Source organism: Streptomyces camponoticapitis (genome assembly GCF_014646115.1).
In the GTDB taxonomy this organism is placed as follows: Bacteria; Actinomycetota; Actinomycetes; order Streptomycetales; family Streptomycetaceae; genus Streptomyces; species Streptomyces camponoticapitis.
The window spans coordinates 44,849-63,631 of the sequence record NZ_BMMV01000026.1; the positions used below are offsets into that span (position 1 = coordinate 44,849).

Consider the following 18,783-nt stretch of genomic DNA (forward strand, 5'->3'; position numbering starts at 1 on the left):
AGGGGATCGAACGGTCCGTTACTCCCCGCGGGCGACGACGGTGGCCGCTCGGTCCCACAGGCTGTCGGAAGTCACCGCTCTCCTCGGTCCGAGAAGAGCGCCGCCGCCACCGTGATCCGCATTGCCTCCAGCGTGTCGATCTGTTCCCGCGCCCGGTCCAGCAGGCTCCGCAACTGGGATTCGTCCAGTTGGCCCCCCTTCGTGGCCACCACGAGCAGCGTGCGCCAGATGAGGGTCTTCCCCTCGACTCCCAGCCGCAGGGTCTCCAGTTCGACGAACGTGCTCAGCCCGGAGCGCCGGTACAGGACACCGTTCGGTTTGAGGCGCCCGAGCCTCTCGGCCGCCCAGCCGCCGTAGATCTTGTAGCGGCGGGCGGGTACGCCCAGCGAGTCCATGATCTGGAGCAGGGTCTCCCGGTCCTGGGCGATCTCCTCGGCGATGCGCGCCAGGTCCGCGCCGCGTGCCGAGTGGCGGTGCTGGTGGGCCATGCGCCGTGCGATCCCGATGCCGAAGGTGGCACCGGCCAGGTGATCATTCAGATAGATCCCGAGTTTGTCGCTGTACATGCGGGTCCCTTCCCGGCGGTCCTTGGCGGTCTCCTTCGATGGTCGGCCACCCGCTCATGCCCTGCACCGCGAGGAAACGCGGACGACCACGGCCGGGTGCCGGGCCCCGCGTCCTGCGTCGGGGCCCGACACGCCGTTACGCGAGACCGTGACCGTGTACCGCGCGGCAGATGGCGGATCGGGTACGGGACCTGCTCCGCCCCGCCGAGATCGCCGGGCGAACCCGTGACAGCTTCAACCCAGTCACCCGCGGCCCAGAACGAGCCTTCCGCAACGGTCGCCGATCATCATCGACGGGGCGTTCGTGTTGCCCGAGGTGATGCTCGGCATTATCGCGGCGCTGGCCAGGCGCAGACCACTGACTCCGCGCACACGCAGCTGGGGATCGACGACGGCGAGAGCGTCGGTGCCCATGCGGCAGGTGCCCACCGTGTGGAAGTCGGACTGGGAGAAGGCACGCAGCGCGGCGATCCTCTCCCTTCTGGTCCTGACGGGTGTGTCGGGCACGACGTTCTCGTCCTTCACCCACTTGCGGAGTCGCTTGGCGTTGATCAGCTCCAGGGAGAGTTCGAAGCCCTCCAGGGAGTTCTCCAGGTCCTCTCGCGTCCGCAGGAAGTTCGGCTGGATGATGGGCGCGGTGTGCGGGTCGGCCGAGCGCAACTTGACATAGCCACGGCTGGTCGGGTGCAGGTTCATCACCCCGATCGACATCGACTCGTCCGGAGCGGGCGGATAACCGACGCGCGAGTAGTAGGTCTGGAACTCGAACCGGGGCGCGCCGGGCACCCGGCCCCTGCCGGTGAAGACGTTGACGTCCATGGCGGTGATGTGGGACTCCGGCTCGGGAGCCATGAGCGCTCGCGATACGACGGAGATCAGGTGATCGTGCAGGTTCGCACCGACACCGGGCAGGTCGATCACGACGTCGATGCCGTGCGGTTCCAGGTCGCCGGCGGCGCCGATGCCGGACAGCTGAAGCAGGCGAGCGGTGTTCACCGCGCCCGTGCTGACGATGACCTCCCGCTCCGCCCTGACTGTGAATTCGCGATCGCCCGACTCGACGACGACGCGGTCGATCGCGTTCCGGCGGTCGAACGTCAGCCGCGTGACATTGGCGTCTGTGACGACCGTCAGCCGGGGATCGGTGAGATACGGCGCGAGGAACGCGGTGAAAGCGTCCTGGCGGACGCGGTTGAGCACATTGAGCTGTGTGTATCCGGCGCCGAACTGACTGGCGCCGTTGTAGTCGGGGTTGTACCGGTACCCGAGGTCGACGGCGGCCTCCAGACCGGCGCGTGACAGGGCGTTGCGCCGTGTCAGCTGGTCCGACGGGCGGATCGGGCCCGTCAACGCGTCCAGCGAGGGGCGCACGCTCGCGTAGTCCCAGCCCTCGGCGCCCTGCGCGGCCCAGTGGTCGTAGTCGCCGGGATTGCCACGGACCCACACCATCCCGTTGATGGAACTGCTGCCACCCGCGATCTTCCCGCACACGAATGACTGGGGCCTGTTCATCAGGGCAGGCTGCGGCTCCGACTGGAAGTGCCAGTTGAGCGGGGAACCGGGGGCGGTCAGCGCGCCCGACTTCGTGAAATCACGCACCTCCGGCAGGTCGTTCGAGCCGCCCGCCTCGATCAGCAGCACGCTCGCGCGCGAATCCGCCAGTAATCGGGCGGCCAGCGTACAACCGGCCGAGCCGGCTCCCACGATGACGTAGTCGTAGCGGCGGCCGTGCGCGGAGGAGGCTGTCTGCCCCGCTGCCAGCAGCCCGGCCGAGGCCGCGGACACGCCGAACATCTTGAGCAGTCTCCGCCGACTGAGCGTGCCTGCCTGTACCTGACGAACAATCTCCCGCGGATCGTGTGATGTTGATCTGGTTATGCCGGACATGCCTACCCTTCATGCGAGTTGGCCCTCATTGAGGGCATGTGTGGGAGCAGGGCAGAACGCGTACGTGGCGATACTCGTCTCAGCGGCTGTCTGGTTCAGCTGGATCGCCCTGTCTGACCCGGCCCTCGATCCTCGTGACGGCCCGTCGGTTTGTCCAGTGGGGCTGGGGCACTCCTCTTCGGGCGGGAATTCACCCCAGCCGCAGCCCGTACTACCCGGCCGCAGGCGCGACGCCTGTGGTCACCCCCGCGCCGAGGTCCGGACAGGGCGGAAGATCACGGGGCGCCAGGTTGCCCGGATCCCGGTCCGGCGTGAGGTGCCCGCCCGCCTCCCCGTCCTCGAACTGCGTCCGGTACAGCTCCGCGTAGCGCCCCTCCGCACTCAGAAGTTCTTCGTGCGTGCCCCGTTCCGCGATGCGGCCGTCCTCGACCACGAGAATCAGATCAGCGGCCCGTACGGTGGAGAGACGGTGCGCGATCACGACGGCGGTACGGCCTTCCAGAGCTTCGGCGAGCGCCGCCTGCACCGCGGCCTCAGAGGTGTTGTCGAGATGCGCGGTCGCTTCGTCGAGGATCACGACACGGTGACGGGCCAGGAGCAGCCGGGCGATCGTCATGCGCTGGCGTTCGCCGCCGGAGAGGCGGTAGCCGCGCTCGCCGACGACGGTGGCGAGCCCGTCGGGCAGCGACTGGACGAGCCTGTCGAGGCGGGCACGGCGCAGTACGTCCCACAGCTCGTCGTCCGTGGCCTCGGGCCGGGCGAGCAGCAGGTTCGCGCGAATGGACTCGTGGAAGAGATGACCGTCCTGGGTGACCATGCCCAGCGTGGTACGGAGGGACTGGGCCGACAGGTCTCGTACGTCGACACCGCCGATACGTACGGCGCCCGCGTCGGTGTCGTAGAGCCGCGCGAGCAGTTGCGCGATGGTCGACTTGCCCGCCCCGGACGTCCCCACGAGGGCGACCGTCCGGCCGGGCTCAGCGCGGAACGAGATGCCATGGAGGACCTCGGCGCCGCCGCGGGTGTCGAGCGAGGCGACCTCCTCCAGCGAGGCCAGGGAGACCTTGTCGGCTGAGGGATAACCGAAGCGTACGGCGTCGAACTCGACGGAAACCGGCCCGTCGGGAACCCGCTGCGCATCGGGTCGCTCCGCGATGAGGGGCTTGAGGGCGAGGACCTCGAAGACCCGCTCGAAGCTGACGAGGGCGCTCATCACCTCGACGCGCGCGCCGGCGAGCGCGGTCAGCGGCGCGTAGAGGCGTACGAGAAGCAGGGAGAGCGCGACCACCGCGCCGGGGTCGAGGCTGCCGCGCAGGGCGTAGGAGCCGCCGAGCCCGTAGACGAGCGCCAGGGCCAGGGCGGAGACGAGCGTCAGGGCCGTGATGAACGTGGACTGCGCCATGGCCGTACGGATCCCGATGTCCCGTACCCGGCGGGCCCGCGCCGCGAATTCGGCGGACTCGTCGGCAGGCCGCCCGAACAGCTTGATCAGCGTCGCGCCAGGTGCCGAGAATCGCTCAGTCATCCGATTGCCCATCGCCGCGTTCAGGTCGGCAGCCTCCCGCTGGAGCCTCGCCATGCGCGAGCCCATCCGGCGCGCGGGCACCACGAACACGGGCAGCAGGACGAGCGCGAGGAGCGTGATGCGCCAGGAGAGAGTCAGCATCACCGCGAGGGTCAGTACCAGCGTCACCACATTGCTGACGACACCGGAGAGTGTGTTGCTGAAGGCGCGCTGTGCGCCGATCACATCGTTGTTGAGCCGGCTGACCAGGGCTCCGGTGCGCGTACGGGTGAAGAAGGCGACGGGCATGCGCTGGACGTGGTCGAAGACGGCGATCCGCAGGTCCAGGATCAGCCCCTCGCCGAGAGTGGCGGAGAGCCGGCGGCCGAGGAGGCCGAGGCCGGCCTCCGCGAGGGCGATGAACGCGATGAGCAGAGCGAGCTGGACCACGCGCCGCTCGTCACCGCCGGACACGATCGCGTCGACAACGCGGCCCGCGAGGACGGGAGTCGCCACCGCGAGCAGGGCGGTGGCGACCCCGAGCAGGACGAACTGGATGATGCGGCGGCGGTGCGGCCGGGCGAAGCCGGCGATTCTCCGGAGGGTGGCGCGGGCGAAGGGCCTGCGCTCAGGGCGGGCGTTCATGACGTTGTGCAACTGCGTCCAGGCTGTGGACTCCATACTCATGGGAGGACCGTAGAACCTCAAGCAACCTTCAGGTCAAGCCGCGTTGCCGTGTCGGGGGGCTCGGAGTACGGACGGGACAGGAGCGGCTGTGGCGAGCTCTCCCAACCTGTCAGCCGCGGCGCGGGTCACGCGTCGTGCGGTAGCTGTACACCAACAGGGCGACAAGGAGCAGACTCGACAGCATCAACCCCGCACCCGTGGGCCAGCCACCGAAGGGCAGTTCAGGCATCAGGCCCCAGAGCAGACCGGCGGCCAGCAGAGCCGCCGCGGTGAGGGCGGCTCCCGTGATCCGGATCGCCGAGGCGACGCTCTCCCTTGCTGCGCGCATGGCGCGCTCCCGTACCGGGTCGACGTAGCGAGCCAGGGCGGGGAACTGCTGGGAAAGGACCAGCAGCCCGGCGAGTACGAGAAGCAGGCCCGGACCGGGCAGGACGAGCAGTGCGATACCAATGAGTAGCAGCGCGACTCCTGCTACGAGCGCGAGCGCTCGACGTAGAACACTTTGTCTGGGCACCTCACTCACCTTTCTGGTCTCCCGGACGAGACGGGGACCGCTCGGAGTCATTCCCGCGCATATGTCTGAGCTGTTCGTAAGGTGTCTGGCCTGCGGGTGTGCCCTGGGGCGATCGTAATCGTAGTAGTCCCCCTACTCCTTTGCCGTCCGGCCGTAATGCACCGCCATTCGGGCTGTCATCGGCGAAAGACATACCGACGGTCCACAATTTCGCACCGGCGTGCTCATCGATCACCTAAGTTCCGTCGCCAGGAAAAACTGGGGTTCCCGCCGGAATATGGACAGGAGATGTGCTGGGCGGAAAAAGGAGCACTTCATGTCGGACACCACCACCGTCGCGGTCCTCGGAGCGGGCGCACTCGGCTCCGCGATGGCGGCGCGGCTCTCCGAGACCGGACATGAGGTGCGGCTGTGGAACCGTACGGAGGCAAGGGCCCGCGCGGCGGCGGAGGGCGCCCCCGGCGTCACGGCGGTGCGCGCCGCGGGGGACGCGGTCTCCGGTGCGTCCGTCGTTCTCACCGTGCTCCGTGACGGCGACGCGGTGTCGGCGGTCATGTCGGACGCCATCACCCGACTGGACGACGGCGCCGTCTGGGTGCAGGCGAGCACGGTCGGCCCGCGGAGCGCGGGTGCCCTCGCCGCGATGGCCCGCGAACATGGTGCCGACTACCTCGACGCACCGGTATCGGGCAGCACCGCTCCCGCCCGGCAGGGCCGTCTCGTCTGGCTCGTCGCCGGCGGGCGGGACGCCCTGGCCCGGGCGCGTCCGGTGCTCGACGGTCTCGGCTCGTCCGTACTGCACGTGGGGACGGGGACCGAGGGAAGCGCCGTCAAACTCGCGGTCAACGCCTGGATGGCGGCCTCGACGGTCGCGATGAGCGACGTCCTCGCGCTGTGCGACGCGCTCGGGATCGACCACGCGACCTTCGTCCGGGTGCTGGAGGCGGGCCCGCTCGCCATGCCCTACGAGATGCAGAAGATCGCCGCCATGGACGAAGCGTCGTACGCACCCGGATTCGCTGTCCAACTCGCCGTCAAGGACCTCGACCTGGCCTCGACGGCCGCCGCCCCCAGCCCTCTGCTCCAAGCGGTCCGCGACCGCCTCGTCGCGGCCGTCGCGGCCGGGCACGACCGGGACGACCTCGCGGCCGTCGACTACCTGAGGACAGCGGGGGCCTGACCGGCAGAGCCGGCCAAGCCCCCCGGCGAAGGAAACCGTCAGGCGCGGGCGGTGAGGCCGGTGAGGCCGGTGAGCCAACCGAAGCGCGAATGCACGCCTGCCCCCCGGTTTGCTGCTTGGCTCAGCCGCGTTCGGGCTCCACCGGGAGCCACAGTTCGGCGTCGGCCTCGGTCTTGTCCGGCGACAGGCGGGTGCGCAGGATCTCCGGACCGACGCGGCTGCGGTACGGGTTCGACGGGAACCACTCGGTGAAGACGTCCCGCCACAGCTCCTGGATGGCCCGCGGCGCCGGCCCGGAAGTGGTGAAGACCGCCCAGGAGCCGGCCGGGACGGCCAACGTGGTCGTGCCCTCGGGAGCGGCCACGGAGGTGATCACGCCGTGGTGGTAGTCCAGTTCGGTGCCTTCGGCGCGGCCGGGGTCCAGGTCGTCGCAGACCGCGACGATGCCGTGCGGCTCCTGGTCCGACAGCTTCTCCAGGCGCTCCAGGGCCCCCGGGTCGATCCCGCGGACGAAGTCGATGATCGCCTGGTTCGGCCCCGCATGCACCAGCGGCACCCGGGCCTTGAACCCGACGACGGTGAAGTCCGCCTTGTCCACAACGCGGTATCGCATACTGCTACTCCCTTCAACGGTGAGGCGGAAGGCCATCCGGGACTGGGAGCTGAGCGCGGCGCCGGTACGCCGGGCCTCGCCCGGTCCGATGCCGTGCATGGCACGGAACGCCCGCGCGAACGCCTCACCGGAGCCGTAGCCGTAGCGCACCGCGATCTCCAGCAGCGTCTCGCGCCCCGCGAGTACTTCGGCCCCCGCGAGGGTCAGCCGACGGCGCCTGATGTACTCCGACAGGGGTATGCCCGCGAGCGCGGAGAACATCCGGCGCAGGTGGTACTCCGAAGTCGCCGCGGTACGTGCCAGCTCTTCCACCTCGACCTCCTGGTCGAGATGGCGCTCGATGTGCTCCATGGCCAGGTTCAGCCGCTCCAGCATGCCCGGCCTCCTTCCTCTTGACGCCCACCACGCTAGGCAGCACCCGCCATGCCGGACCCGACATCCTGTGCCCGATCAAGTCGGGTGCACGAGGCGCGGGGAAGGCCGGGAGGCGGGTGGTCGGCCCGACGGGCTGTGCGGGCCGCCGAAGCCGGGGGGTCAGTTCTGGTTCACCGGCCAGACCGCCGCCGGATCGCAGTGGCTCGGGCACGCCAGCAGGTAGATCTCGTTGCCGAGAAACAGCCCGTCGCTCTCGTCGTCGAATTCCATGCCTTCCGGCACCTGGCAGACGTAGACGAGATCGGCGCCGCACGCGCAGGTGTAGTGCTCAGGTTCCTGCGCCCAGGACGGGGTGCCGCCGACCTTGAACGTCTGCGCTCCGATCCCGTACGGGCCGGGCGTGTCCACGAAAGAGCGCAGCGTCAGTGGCAGGCCGGACAGGGACGGTTCGCTCTCTGCCGCCGGCAGTGCCGCGTGGCGCTGGAGCAGCACGCGCCAGAACGGACGCGGGTAGGGCGGCTGCGGAGCGTCCCAGAACCGGGGCACGAGCCTGCCGTCAGCCGTCTTGGGATCGGATGCGTCGTTGTGCGTACGGCAGTGGAAGACCAGGAGGTGGTCTCCGCCGAAGTGCTCCACGTCCAGGGGGATGTCGAGTTGGAAGAACAGGGCCATTCGCTCGCCGCAGAAACACAGGGGCCATTCCTGGGCCTCGTCCAGGAACGGCCAGCCGCCCACCGAGTTCCGCGCCGGCTTGTCCAGCGGACCGGTCCCGACCTCGATCGCGTGGGCGGGCAGCACCGCCGGTGTCTTCGTCGCATCGCGTTCGACCATCCGCACACCCTAAGGGCCGTCTCAGGAAGGATGCTCCCAGCAGTTCGGCACCGCGCAGACGGTCAGCGATGCCGGCATTCGCGAGATGCTGAGTCCGCGGCCCGCTCTACTCGGCGTCCTGTGCCTCGATCAGGTCGAGGTCGCGGACGCAGAAGCGGTGGTGCTCGAAGGTCTCGTTGAGCACCGTGCCGAGGCACTGCCGCACCAGGCGGCCCCGGGCGTACGGCGGCCAGACATCGTCGTCGGGCACCGGCGCTCGCGCTGCGAGCCGCTCATCGGTGAGCTCGTCGAGCCAGGCCTCGAGTTCGGCGGCCTGGGCGTCACGCACGCTCACGATCTCGTCGAGGGCCGGATCGAGCGAGAGGTCAAGCCCGTGCGCTCCACGGTAGGGCTCGACGGTCGGACCGATGCCCATCGGCGTGAACAGCTCAGTCGATCCCAGGCAGCAGCGGCGGAACCACGAGTCGTGGACGAAGACCAGATGGCGCATCGTCTGCACCGCCGACCACTCGTCGTTCACGCTGCGGCCCTCGATGCCGGGCGTACGCCGGATTCGCTCGATCGTGGCGGTCCAGGCGGTGTGGAGCCGGCGCGATGCCTCGCGCAGATCGGCAGGGTCATCGGAGCGGATCAGCACCCGCACCGGATGACGCCGGTCGAGCTCTGCCTCGACGTACTCGGTGACCTCGACACCGTTCACCACGAGGTTGGTGACGAGCCCGTCGATCACGGCATCCTGCATGACGACGCCGATCAGGCGTGTCCCGCTCAGATCGCACTCTCGGAACTCCGCACCGTGCAGGTTCTCGTCAACGTACCGCGTCATGCTCCGCATACTAGGTCCGAGCACCGACAACCCGGCATCCCGGCGCCGACGACGTTCGATGTGGAGCAGCCAACTGAGGTGTTGGGCATGTTCGCGCGGCACGTCAAGCATGGCTCTACAGGGACTCCACGCACACCTTCAGGCACAACCCACGGCCATCACGGGATCACGGGATCCCGCGCGACGGTGCTCTCGGGTCGTCGGCGTGGGGCCGCCCGAGCCCCGCGGAGTGGACGCGGGCGGCCCCCGGTGTCACCGGGTGCGGTAGGCGTCGATGATTGTCTGGTCCGACGTGTTGCCGTCGCGGTCGCGGACCGTCGATCGCAGTGAGACCGACCCGCCGGCGGCCGGGTTCACCACGGTGATCTCGCCGTGCCGGACCACTGTGGGCCGCCAGGACTTTCCGCCGTCGTAGGACACGGACACCGTGAGCGAGGCGGGGCTGCGGCCGGCGGCCGACCTCTGCACGGTGACCGGCACTTGGTACCGGACGCCGGCCGGCGCCGAGGACGCGAGGTCGAGCCGGGGCTTGTAGCGCACCACGCCGACCGGGACGGACACGGGCGAGGAGGTGCGGGCCGAGGTGAACTCGGCCCGCCAGGTCACCGTCGAGGAGACGGAGGCGACCCCGGCCGAGGCACGGCCGACGGTGGTCTCCAGGCGGTATCGGGCCTTGCCCGGGGGCAGTTCGAATCGCACCTCGTCGAGTGGGCCGTCAGCCGTGGCGTAGAGCTTGCCGTCGCGGTGGAGCGTGGTGGTGGCGGAGGCGGTGTCGTACAGACTGCCTCCGGCGTGCCCCGCGCCGTCGGTGAACGGAGCGATGCTCCCGGCGAGCGTGTCGCCGTCCCGGACCAGCCCGCCGCCGTTGCCGAGCGACGGCCCGAACACCCCGGTGTTGAAGGTCTCCGTGCGGCTCGCCCCGGCGGCGTAGCGACGCGCGGGCAACTGGTACTCGGCGAGTTCGCGGCCGTTGGTGGGATCGAGCTGCTGGGTGTGCCCGCCCCAGACGTAGCCGCCCTGGACGTACACCGTCCGGGTGCTCGGCAGATCGCTGTAGGCGCCCACGGCGGCGGTGCCGGTGCCTGGCAGCAGGGTCCAGTTCGCCCCCAGCGCCCCAGCTACCGACGCACCTTGACGGATCGTCAGCTTCGCCAGGTCGCGCTTCTTCACGTGCTGGACGTGACCGGTGTAGAAGCTGTCGCGCAGGGTGTGGGCCACGTGGTACTCGTTCGAGCCGCTCTGCCAGTGCGAGAGGAAGTACGACGTCACCTCGCCGCGCGCCGGCGGGTCGCCGATCAGAGCCGTGCGGGTGTCGCCCAGGCCCGAGACGAGCCCGATGCTGGAGAAGGTCTCACTGCCGCCGGAGCGCACCGCGGTCGATATGAACGTGGAGACACCGGTGGCCTCCGGATCCGGCAGGGTCACTTCGACCGGCCGCGCGTCGCGCGCGTCGAAGGAGACCGTCATGTCGCGGTCGACGGTCAGCTTCGGGGCCACGAGGTTGTCGATGCCTCCGGTCTCGGCGAAGTAACGCCCCGTCAGGGTGTAGTCACCGGCGGGCAGTTCCACGGTGGCCGTACCGTCCTCGCCCCTGAGCAGCACGAAGGAGTCGTTGCCGATACCGCTGAACCAGGCGGCCCAGCCGAAGTAGTCCGGGGGCAGACCGTCGCGTCCGGTCGCCTTCACCGTGACCTCGTAGGTGTTCGCGGCCCGGTCCAGACCGCCCACGCTGCGGACCGTGGCGCCGCCGCCGGTGGCGACGACCGTCACCGCGAACGCGCCGGTCGTCTCACCGCCGACCCGGGGGTCCGCGGTCACCTCGACACCGGCGGTGCCGCCCGCGGGTACGGTGACCTGGTCGCTGCCGAGCGTGAACAGGCCCTCGGGGGCGGGGGCGGCGTTCGGACCGGCGGCGGTGGCTGTCAGATCGAGGGTGACAGGCTGGTCGCCGAGGTTGCGGTAGGTGACGGTACGGGTGCGGGTCTCGTCGTCGGTGTGCGGCCACTCGAACTCACCGAAGTTCAGCGGACCGGGCTCGGCGACGACCGTCTGCTTGGTGGCCCGGGTCAGGTCGATGCGCCCGGTGCCCTGCTCGTACGCGCCTTGGTCGCCGGGCAGCGCGGAGCCGGTCAGCAGTGCCTTGACGCGCGAACCGCTCCAGTCCGGGTGCCGCTGCATGAGCAGTGCCGCCGCCCCCGCCACGTGCGGGGTGGCCATCGAGGTGCCCTCAAGAGTGACGTAACCGGGCGCCGGGTGCGGGTCGTTCGGGCGGGTGCCCTCAGCGGCGGCAGCGGTGATCGCGACGCCGGGCGCGGTGACGTCGGGCTTGACGCCGCCGTCCGCGCGCGGTCCGCGCGAGGAGAAGGATGCGAGGGCGTCCTCCTTGTCGACCGCGCCCACGGTCAGCGCGGCCTCGGCCACGCCCGGGGTCGACAAGGTGCCCGAGCCGGAGCCGGAGTTGCCTGCGGCGATGACGAACAGCGCCTGGTCGGACAGTGCCTCGACGGCCTCTTCCAGCGGGTCGCTGCCCGGTTCGTCGGCGGAGCCGAGGGACATGTTGACGACGTCGGCGCCCTGCGCGACGGCCCACTCCATACCGGCCAGGATGCCCGAAGTCAGGCCGGAGCCCGCGGCGTTGAGGACCTTGCCGTTGATCAGCCGGGCCCCCGGTGCGACGCCCTTGTACCGGCCGCCGGAGCCCGCCCCGGTGCCGGCGGCGGTCGAGGCCACGTGCGTGCCGTGCCCGTTGGCGTCCTGGAGTTCGGTGTCGGTGGAGAAGTTCCGCTCGGCGACGACCTGGCCCGCGAGGTCGGGGTGGGTGGAGTCGATGCCGGTGTCCAGGACGGCGATCTTCACGCCGGTGCCGTCGAAGCCGGCCTCCCACTGGCCGGGCGCCCCGATCTGCGGCACGCTCACATCGAGCGCGGCGGTCATCACGCGGTCCAGACGCAAGGAGGCGACTCCCGGGGCGAGTTCGGTGGTGCGGTCCGCGGTGTCGGTGAGCGCGGCCCAGGCCGGCGCCGCCTCCCCGGGGGCCAGCACGACGGCGTCCGAGTCCACGGACGGCAGTGCGCGCACCTTCGCGTCGGTGTCCGCGCGCAGCCGCCGTTGGGCCGCGGCGTCGTCCGCGGTGTAGCGCACGAGCACGGGCGCGCCGCCGTCCGCGATCTCGCGGTACTCGGGCCGGTTCAGCTCCGCGACGTCGAACAGGTTCAGGTCCACCTTGCCCGCGTCGATCAGCGCCTCGGCGTCGGCGGGGACGACATAGGTGTGGTCGCCGGTGCGGCCGATCTGGACGGAGATTCCGGCGCGGCCCTTGGCGGGCAGGATGCCGACCGCGGCGCCCTCACCGTCCAGCACGACCTTGTCGCCCGTGATCAGCGTGACGGTGGTGTGGCCCGGGGCCGTCTGCGAGACGGTCGTGAGAGCGCCGCCCATGGGGGAGCCGGGGCCCGCCGCCGCGGCCGGGACGGTGGTAGGGCCCGCCATCAGAGCCGCCGTCATCAGCAGAGCCCCGGACCAGGCCGGGACATGGGCGAGCCGTCGGGTTCTTCGTGGTGCCAGCAAGATCGTCCCTGTCTGTGGGTGGGAAGCAGCGTGGTGTGACGTCGTGCGGTGCCGTGACAGCCGTGCCTGAAAACGTTGTCAGGGCCGTGTCATGCTGCCCATGGCCCCTCAGCCGGAAACGAGCTCGTTGCCCGCTTAACTGTCCGTCGCACGCAAGGAGTTGAGACGCGGTTCGCCGTCGCGACCGGTGCCGTGCCGGGGACGGGGACGGCACGCCGTGTTCCCATTCAGACAGTGACGGACGAGTTGGCGAACCAGGCCTCGCGGAGCTTGACCTTCGAGTCGGGTCGAATCTTTACGGTCGGCGGCATGAGCGAGCTGCGGATTTCTCAGCTCGCCGAACGCACCGGCGTACCGGCGACCACCCTGCGGTTCTACGAGACGTCCGGCCTGTTGCCCGCAGGCCGGGCCGCTTCCGGCTACCGCCTCTACGGTGAGGACGCGGTCGAGCGGCTGGCGTTCATCGGGGCGGCCAAGCACCTCGGGCTGCCGCTGGAGGAGATCGCCGAGTTGCTGTCGGTGCGGGAGTCGGCCGCCTGCCGGGAGGTGAAGGCCGATCTGCGGCCCCGGATCGCAGCCCGCCTGCAAGCGGCAGAGGAGAAAGCGGCGGAACTCGCGGCGCTCGCCGTGACCCTGCGCGCGAGTCTGGAGCACTTGGACGGGCTGCCGGACCGGTCCGGCAGGTGCGATCCCCTGTGTGGGCTCCTCGCTCCGGCCAGGCTCACCACCGGGCGGAAGACGGTGTCACGGCGCGGTGGGCATCGAGTCGACATGGCGTTCACACCCGGCCGCCGTGTGGCCGAGGAGGCAGCCGAGCGGTGGCGCACGGCTCCGGTGGCGTGCTCACTGACCGGTGAGGAGACCACCGAGCGCAGCGCCGCCTGGCACCGGGCCCTGGCGGGCCCCCGCCGTCATGAGATCCCCGACGGCCTGCGGTTGACGCTGCCGGTGAACCGCACACAGACGGTCGCCGGACTCGCGGCTGCCGAGCAGGGCTGCTGCGGGTTCTTCGACTTCCGCCTCCACCTGGACGGTCCCGACCTCCACTTGGAGGTCCGTGCCCCCGCCGAGGGCGCCGGTCTGCCGGCTGAACTGTTCGCCGACGCCTCTTGAGTCTCCCCTCTGTCCGGCTCCTGCCCGCCCCCCTGCCGTCCTGGGCGTGCCGGCGTATCTCGAAGATCGCACGACAGGGGTATTGCCTCTGTGTGGCAGGAGGTTGACGGAGTGTCAGGACTGTGTCGCGGTCATGACATCATCCGGGAACGCTTGTTCCGCCCGAACGCCCGGGGCCATCGTCGTGGTGCGGCCTACGACCCCGTACGCCGTACTCACCCCGGCGCGTGACCACCAAGCGCGCCACCGTTCGAGGAGGACCCTCTCGATGGCAGCAGTACGCGACACCAAGCGGCGGGCCGCCGTGGCGATCACCACCGCGGCGACCCTGGCGGCGGTACTCGGTGCGGGCCTGGCCGCACCCGCCCAGGCCGCCCCGGCGGAAGGCAGGATCCTGCACGCCGGTGCGGCCGAGGCGGTGCCCGGGAGCTACATCGTCACGCTGAAGCAGACGGCCGGACTCAAGGCGTCAACAACCCAGGGCAAGAAGCTGATAGCGGGTTACGGGGGCCAGATCAAGCGCACCTACACGTCGGCTCTCAACGGCTACGCCGCCACTCTCAGCAGCGCCGAGGCCAGGCGGCTCGCCGCGGACCCGGCGGTCGCGACCGTCGAGCAGGACCAGAGGGTCCACTCGACCGCCACCCAGACCAACGCGCCCTGGGGTCTTGACCGTATCGACCAGCCGAACCTGCCGCTGAACGGCACGTACAACTACCCGGACTCGGCGGGCGGCGGCACGACGGTCTACGTTCTCGACACCGGCGTGCGCATCACCCACCAGGAGATCAGCGGCCGGGCGTCGTACGGCTGGGACTTCGTCGACAACGACGCCAACGCCCAGGACGGTGCGGGCCACGGCACGCACGTTGCCACGACCGTCGCGGGCACCACCTACGGCGCGGCGAAGAAGGCGAAGATCGTCGCCGTGCGCGTCCTCGGCAACAACGGCTCCGGCACGACCGCCGGGGTCATCGCCGGCGTCGACTGGATCACCGCCAACCACGTCGCCTCCTCCGTCGCCAACGTCTCGCTCGGCGGCGGGGCCAGCACCACGCTGGACGACGCGGTGCGCAGATCTATCGCGTCCGGCGTCACCTACTCCATCGCGGCCGGCAATTCGGGCGCGCTCGCGTCCAACTACTCACCCGCCCGGGTGTCGACCGCGATCACGGTCGGCGCCACCACCAGGACCGACGCGCGGGCCACGTACTCCAACTACGGACCCACCGTGGACATCTTCGCGCCCGGCTCCAGCATCACGGCCGGCTGGAACACCTCCGACAGCGCCACCTACACCGGCAACGGCACCTCCTTCGCCGCGCCGCACGTGTCGGGCGCCGCCGCCATCTATCTGACCAACCACCCGGGTGCCTCCCCGGCGGCTGTCGCCACCGCGCTGGTGAACGGCGCGACGTCCAACGTCATCACGGGAGTCGGCACCGGCTCCCCTAACAAGCTCCTCAAGCTCGTCCCGTAACAACAACCACCGCACCACCGCACCGCTGTACACCGCACGACGGCCGGGGACCCGGGCGTGGGACAGTACGCCTCCCGCTCCCGGGTCCTGTTGAGCCCTTCATCGTTCTCCAGCAGGAGTGGACGTGGTTTCGAGTGGCGGTGTGCGTTCTTGCTTACCTCGGCCGTCACAGCCGGGACGTCGGCTGTGACGGCCGAGGTGGTGGCGCGGTCTCGCCGTGCGCGTGTCCCCGCCGCGTTCGGGGGCATGCGGAGGTGGACCGGACGCACGCGTCCACCAACGGAGGGTGAAGACGATGTCCCTGCCCAACTACCCCCACCAAGCGGCCGACGGCACGTCCCCGCACACGACGCCCGAGCCCGCGCCCGCCCGGAGCAACGCCCTCGCGGTGGCCGCGCTGGTGCTGGGCATCATCGCGGTTCTCCTCTTCTGGACAGTCGTGGGCGGGATCTTCCTGGGCCTGCTCGCCGTGGTGCTCGGCATCATCGGTGCCCGCCGGGCGCGTGGAGGCCGGGCGCCCCGCCGCACCATGGCGATAGTCGGCGCCGTCCTCGGAGCAGTGGGACTCGTGGCCTCGACGGTGATCGTCATCATCGGCGTGTCACTGTTCAACTCGGAGGAGTTCGACAACTTCAACGACTGCATGGAGCACGCCAACAGCCAGAGCGAGAAGGACCAGTGCGCCGAGGACTTCTCCAAGGACGTGGAGAACTGACCGCACACGCGACAGTGTTGACGCCATCGGAAGGCTGCTCCGCGTCAACGGATCACGCCGGCCGAGGAGTTACGTGCCGCCTCCCCGCGCGATCCCCGTGCCCCGCAGCGAGGTCCGGGTGCACGGGGAGGCGGTCGATGACCGCTTCGACCCGGGCCGGGAGGGCCGGGCAGCGGCGAACTCCGCCAGTCGCGGCCGTTGTCGTACGCGACTATCGCGCCGGGTTCCGCCGCTGAGGTGCGTCAGGTGCGCTGATGGATCCCAGCAGGGCCAGGGCGTCCGCGGAGGGGGAGCCTGGCTCCGCGTGCAGGATGATGAGCTGCTGTCCCGGAGCGCTGCGGATGCTGAGGGCCTCGTGCCGCCAACTCCAACTCTCCTACCAGGGAGTGGTGCATCCGCTTGACGTCGTAGGGCGGCACCCGGGTGTACTCACGTGCCCACAGGGAACGGAACTCCGCGCTGCGCACGGACAGTTCTCCGACCAGCTCCAGGATGCGAGGGTCCTCGGGGGTGCTAGCGGCCGTGGCCTGAAGGTCGGCGACCGCACGATGCTTGGCCCGCTCCGCGTTCCGGTAGAGCGTCTTCGCTGCGGGGTCCAGGAAGAGCATGCGCAGCACGTTGTCGCGCCGCGCGAAGTCACGGTAGAGGGCGTCGGTCAACGCGTTCGTGGCCAGCAGGTCTTGGGCGTGGCCGATGATGAAGGCCGGCGTGCGGGTCCAGCTTTCGATCAGCTGTCGCAGATGCGGGCGGACACGCTCGACCCGGGACGGTGACTTCGTCCGGCGGGCGGTCGGCGCCGCGAGCCGGAAGAGCTCCTGCCTCTCCTCTTCCCCCAGTCGCAGGACACGGGCCAGGGACTCCAGTACCCGCGGTGAGGGGCTGAGTTCACGGCCCTGTTCGATTCGGCTGTAGTAGCTCGGACTGACACCCGCGAGTGTCGCGACCTCGTCGCGCCGCAGGCCGGGAACCCTTCGACGGCCGGCGCTGGGCAGCCCCGCGTCCGCGGGGCTGAGACGCTCCCTGCCGGAACGCAGGAAGGGACCCAGACCTTCCACCGGGTCGGGGCGGTTGTCATTGGCCATACTGCCGAGGCTAGGCGGAAAACGCCCGGAAATGCTCCGCCCATGGTGGGTGCGTTACACCCAGGCATGCGCGGCCAGAACGACCTGCTGTCATATTACGTTTACGGGCACTTCTCGTCAGCGGGAACGCATTTAGGCTGGTGGCATGAGCAATGGGACACCTTTGGGCGATTTCCTGAGAGCCCGCCGAGGAGCGCTCAAGCCTCAGGACGTAGGCCTGCCCGAATACGGGCGACGTCGGGTACCGGGACTGCGCAGAGAGGAAGTCGCGCTGCTTGCCGGAGTCAGTTCCGACTACTACGTCCGGCTGGAACAGGGCCGTGAGAACAGTCCGTCCCCGCAGGTGCTGGAGGCCGTGGCGCAAGCCCTGAAGCTGGGCGCGGAGGCCACCGACCATCTCAACCGACTCTGCCTCACCGCCTCGCAGCGTCCACGTGACCGGGGCGAGGCGGAGGTCAGCCGGCAGCTGCTACAGCTGATGGACGGGTGGGAGCACACTCCGGCCTTCGTGGTCGGCCCGGCTCTCGACTTCCTGGCCGGCAACTCCTTGGCCATCGCGCTCCACGACGGGTTCACCCAGTTCGACAACCTCGCCCGCATGGTGTTCGTCGATCCGGCGGGGCGTGAGTTCTACCAGGAATGGGAGCGCGCCGCGCAGTCCTGTGTGGCGGAAATCAGGGCCGCCTACGGCCACGATCCCGAATCTTCCCGTATCGCCGCCGTCGTGGCCGATCTGTCCGCTCGAAGCGAGGAGTTCGCCGAGCTCTGGGGGATGCACGAAGTCAAGAGCAAATCCCAGGAAGGCAAGCAGCTCAGGCACCCCGAGGTCGGGGACCTGCACATCAGATTCGCTGCTTTCACGGTCAACGGGGCCGCGCATCAGCAGCTGGTGGTCTACCAGGCCGAACCGGTCGCCGCGACGGCGGCCGCCTTCGAGACGTTGCGAGCCAGGGCAGCCCTGCCGAACCAAGCTGCCCGGCCCACCGCGCCGCCCACGGCCGACCTCGCCGTCGAGGAGCGGTAGGGAGCGGCGGCCTTCAGCTGGTGCGTGCATCTGCCGACACTCGACGGGAGAGACAGCGCGCGCGTCCACCGTGACGTCGACGCGCACATCGCACGGCACCAGGAGCGGACATGACCACCGTGAAGGACCTCCAGCCCCACCCGCTGGACCAGGTACACCGTCTCATCGAACCGGGGCCCGTCATTCTGGTCACGACCCGGCACCACGGAATCCCGAACGTGATGACCAACGGGTTCAACATGATGGTGCGCCATGCCCCGCCTCTGATCGCGTGCACCATCGGTCCCTGGGACCACAGCTACGAGGCTCTGGTCGAAACCGGCGAGTGCGTCATCTCGGTCCCGACGGCGGACATGGCCACCGCTGTCGTCGACATCGGCAACTGCTCGGGCACGGAGGTGAACAAGTTCGAGGAGTTCGATCTGACCGCCGTGGCCGGCGAGGAGGTCCAGGCGCCTCTGGTGGCCGAGTGTTTCGCCAACATCGAGTGCAGGGTCGCCGACAGCAGCCTCGTTCCCTCGTACAGCCTCTTCCTGCTGGAGGCCGTCAGGGCGTGGACCGACCCCTCGCAGTCCCAACCGCGCTTGTTCCACCACCGCGGAGACGGAACCTTCACCTTGGACGGGCCGACCATCGATCTGAAAGAACGCATGACCAAGTGGCAGTACCTCCAGTAGGCGGAGGGCACACCCTCGCGCTCGGGCGGAATCCATGGCCGGGCACCGCGGTCGACAGCGTCAGCCGGCGCTGAGCCGACGGGCCTTCCTCTCAGCCCCAGTTGTGATCGCCGGTGGGACCGCCGATGGAGTGAGACGGTGG

15 protein-coding genes are annotated in these 18,783 nt (G+C 69.9%); 6 read left to right on the top strand and 9 right to left on the bottom strand.

The genetic code is table 11. The annotated features are described in order from the left end of the window. Positions 1–71: 71 nt before the first annotated feature. From IEY79_RS30525 to IEY79_RS30540, 4 genes are all read right to left on the bottom strand, one after another. Positions 72–566 carry a hypothetical protein gene (locus IEY79_RS30525; RefSeq protein WP_189110879.1) on the bottom strand — a complete coding sequence of 165 codons (495 nt, stop codon included), beginning with the start codon at positions 564–566 and terminating at the stop codon, positions 72–74. A gap of 243 nt (positions 567–809) precedes the next feature. Then, positions 810–2,360, bottom strand: a complete 1,551-nt coding sequence (locus tag IEY79_RS30530) for a GMC family oxidoreductase (RefSeq protein ID WP_189110880.1) — start codon at positions 2,358–2,360, stop codon at positions 810–812. Positions 2,361–2,664: 304 nt separating this feature from the next. Continuing rightward, a complete protein-coding gene (locus IEY79_RS30535; protein WP_189110939.1) occupies positions 2,665–4,638 on the bottom strand; it encodes an ABC transporter ATP-binding protein in 1,974 nt (657 codons plus the stop codon). 115 nt (positions 4,639–4,753) lie between these two features. After that, on the bottom strand, positions 4,754–5,158 hold the full coding sequence (locus IEY79_RS30540) for a PGPGW domain-containing protein (protein ID WP_229701247.1): 405 nt from the start codon (positions 5,156–5,158) through the stop codon (positions 4,754–4,756). A gap of 316 nt (positions 5,159–5,474) precedes the next feature. Here IEY79_RS30540 and IEY79_RS30545 point away from each other — a divergent pair, with 316 nt between their 5' ends. Continuing rightward, on the top strand, positions 5,475–6,338 hold the full coding sequence (locus tag IEY79_RS30545) for an NAD(P)-dependent oxidoreductase (protein WP_189110882.1): 864 nt from the start codon (positions 5,475–5,477) through the stop codon (positions 6,336–6,338). Positions 6,339–6,459: 121 nt separating this feature from the next. On the opposite strand, the gene IEY79_RS30550 is transcribed toward IEY79_RS30545, so the two are convergent. From IEY79_RS30550 to IEY79_RS30565, 4 genes are all read right to left on the bottom strand, one after another. Next, positions 6,460–7,326, bottom strand: coding sequence for an AraC family transcriptional regulator (locus IEY79_RS30550; protein ID WP_189110883.1), 867 nt, complete (start codon positions 7,324–7,326; stop codon positions 6,460–6,462). A gap of 159 nt (positions 7,327–7,485) precedes the next feature. After that, entirely contained in the window at positions 7,486–8,157 is a 672-nt protein-coding gene (locus IEY79_RS30555) for a hypothetical protein (protein ID WP_229701248.1), read from the bottom strand. Between the two features lie 106 nt (positions 8,158–8,263). Beyond that, a complete protein-coding gene (locus IEY79_RS30560) occupies positions 8,264–9,094 on the bottom strand; it encodes a DinB family protein (RefSeq protein ID WP_229701249.1) in 831 nt (276 codons plus the stop codon). 141 nt (positions 9,095–9,235) lie between these two features. Then, positions 9,236–12,550 (bottom strand): S8 family serine peptidase, encoded by a 3,315-nt coding sequence (locus tag IEY79_RS30565; RefSeq protein ID WP_189110884.1) that lies wholly within the window; start codon positions 12,548–12,550, stop codon positions 9,236–9,238. A gap of 309 nt (positions 12,551–12,859) precedes the next feature. Between IEY79_RS30565 and IEY79_RS30570 the strand changes: the two genes are divergently transcribed. The 3 genes from IEY79_RS30570 (at position 12,860) to IEY79_RS30580 (ending at position 15,858) form a co-directional block, all read left to right on the top strand. After that, positions 12,860–13,663 carry a MerR family transcriptional regulator gene (locus IEY79_RS30570; RefSeq protein WP_189110885.1) on the top strand — a complete coding sequence of 268 codons (804 nt, stop codon included), beginning with the start codon at positions 12,860–12,862 and terminating at the stop codon, positions 13,661–13,663. 268 nt (positions 13,664–13,931) lie between these two features. After that, positions 13,932–15,143, top strand: coding sequence for a S8 family peptidase (locus tag IEY79_RS30575; RefSeq protein ID WP_189110886.1), 1,212 nt, complete (start codon positions 13,932–13,934; stop codon positions 15,141–15,143). Between the two features lie 295 nt (positions 15,144–15,438). After that, complete coding sequence (locus tag IEY79_RS30580; RefSeq protein WP_189110942.1) at positions 15,439–15,858, top strand: DUF4190 domain-containing protein; 420 nt, start codon at positions 15,439–15,441, stop codon at positions 15,856–15,858. Positions 15,859–16,100: 242 nt separating this feature from the next. Here IEY79_RS30580 and IEY79_RS30585 read toward each other — a convergent pair whose 3' ends face one another. Then, the gene (locus tag IEY79_RS30585; RefSeq protein WP_444544906.1) at positions 16,101–16,940 is read right to left on the bottom strand and encodes a helix-turn-helix transcriptional regulator; all 840 of its coding nucleotides are present in this window, start codon (positions 16,938–16,940) and stop codon (positions 16,101–16,103) included. Positions 16,941–17,085: 145 nt separating this feature from the next. Here IEY79_RS30585 and IEY79_RS30590 point away from each other — a divergent pair, with 145 nt between their 5' ends. Both IEY79_RS30590 and IEY79_RS30595 read left to right on the top strand, forming a co-directional pair. Further along, a complete protein-coding gene (locus IEY79_RS30590) occupies positions 17,086–17,964 on the top strand; it encodes a helix-turn-helix transcriptional regulator (RefSeq protein WP_189110887.1) in 879 nt (292 codons plus the stop codon). Positions 17,965–18,074: 110 nt separating this feature from the next. Then, complete coding sequence (locus tag IEY79_RS30595) at positions 18,075–18,641, top strand: flavin reductase family protein (protein ID WP_189110888.1); 567 nt, start codon at positions 18,075–18,077, stop codon at positions 18,639–18,641. Positions 18,642–18,783 lie beyond the last annotated feature (142 nt).